At 71.7% G+C, this 1,115-nt stretch carries 1 protein-coding gene; it reads right to left on the reverse strand.

The window, feature by feature from the left end:
• On the reverse strand, positions 1-1,115 hold a 1,115-nt coding region (locus B7767_RS41425; RefSeq protein ID WP_179167534.1), incomplete at both ends, for a serine/threonine protein kinase.

Consider the following 1,115-nt stretch of genomic DNA (forward strand, 5'->3'; position numbering starts at 1 on the left):
GCGTGGACAGCGCCGGACGCGCCCGGCCCGACTGCAGGGAGACCACCTCGCGCAGCACGCCCGTCAGCTGCTCGGCCATCTCCTGCGCGGAGGAGAACCGGCGGGCCGGGTCCGGGTCGGTGGCGCGGACCAGGAAGCGGTAGAACGACTCGTACTGCCGGAACACCTCGATGTTGTCCGGGTCGGGCAGCGAGTCCACGAAGACGTTCGTGTAGCCCTGGAAGTCGAACGTGAGGACGGCGAGCGTACGGGCCACCGTGTACAGGTCCGACGCCACCGAGGGGCCGACGTCGGCGACCTCGGGCGCCTGGTAGCCGACCGTGCCGTAGATGGCCGACTCCTCGTCGTCCATCCGGCGCACCGCGCCCATGTCGATCAGCTTCAGCTGGTCCTCGGTCTGGATCGCGTTGTCGACCTTGAAGTCGCAGTACAGCAGGTTCCGGCTGTGCAGGTGGCCGAGCGCCTCCAGGGCCTCGATGCCGTACGCGCACGCCTGCTCCACCGGCAGCGGATCGCGCCTGCCCTCCGGGGTGCGGCGGCCGTTGGCGATCTCCTTCAGCGACTTGCCGCCCAGGTACTCCATGACGATGTAGCCGTCGAGGGAGCCGGTGCGCTGGTCGAGGTGCTCCACGAAGTTGTAGATCCGCACGATGTTGGCGTGCTCGATCTCCGCGAGGAAGCGCCGCTCGGAGATCGCCGCCGCCATCGCGTCCTGGTCGCCCGTGTCCAGCAGGCCCTTCAGCACCACCCAGCGGTCCGAGACCGCCCGGTCCACGGCGAGGTAGATCCAGCCCAGACCGCCGTGCGCCAGACAGCCGACCACCTCGTACTGGCCGTGCACGACGTCCCCGCCCCGCAGCTTGGGGACGAACGAGTACGGGTGGCCGCACTTGGTGCAGAAGCCCTCCGTGCGCCCCGGCCGGCCGCCGCGGGCCCGGCCCACCTGCGCCCCGCAGTCCGAGCGCGAGCAGAACCGCTTCCGCTCGGGCACCTCGGGGTCGGCCAGCACCATCGCGCGCGGATCGGGGCGCGGGATCGGCGGCACCTCGACCAGACCGGCACCGAGACGGCCCCGGCCGGACGAGCCGGCGCCCGCGCCGGAACTGCGCACCGAC

Origin of the sequence: Streptomyces sp. 13-12-16 (genome assembly GCF_002114215.1) — a bacterium.
Lineage (GTDB): Bacteria > Actinomycetota > Actinomycetes > Streptomycetales > Streptomycetaceae > Streptomyces.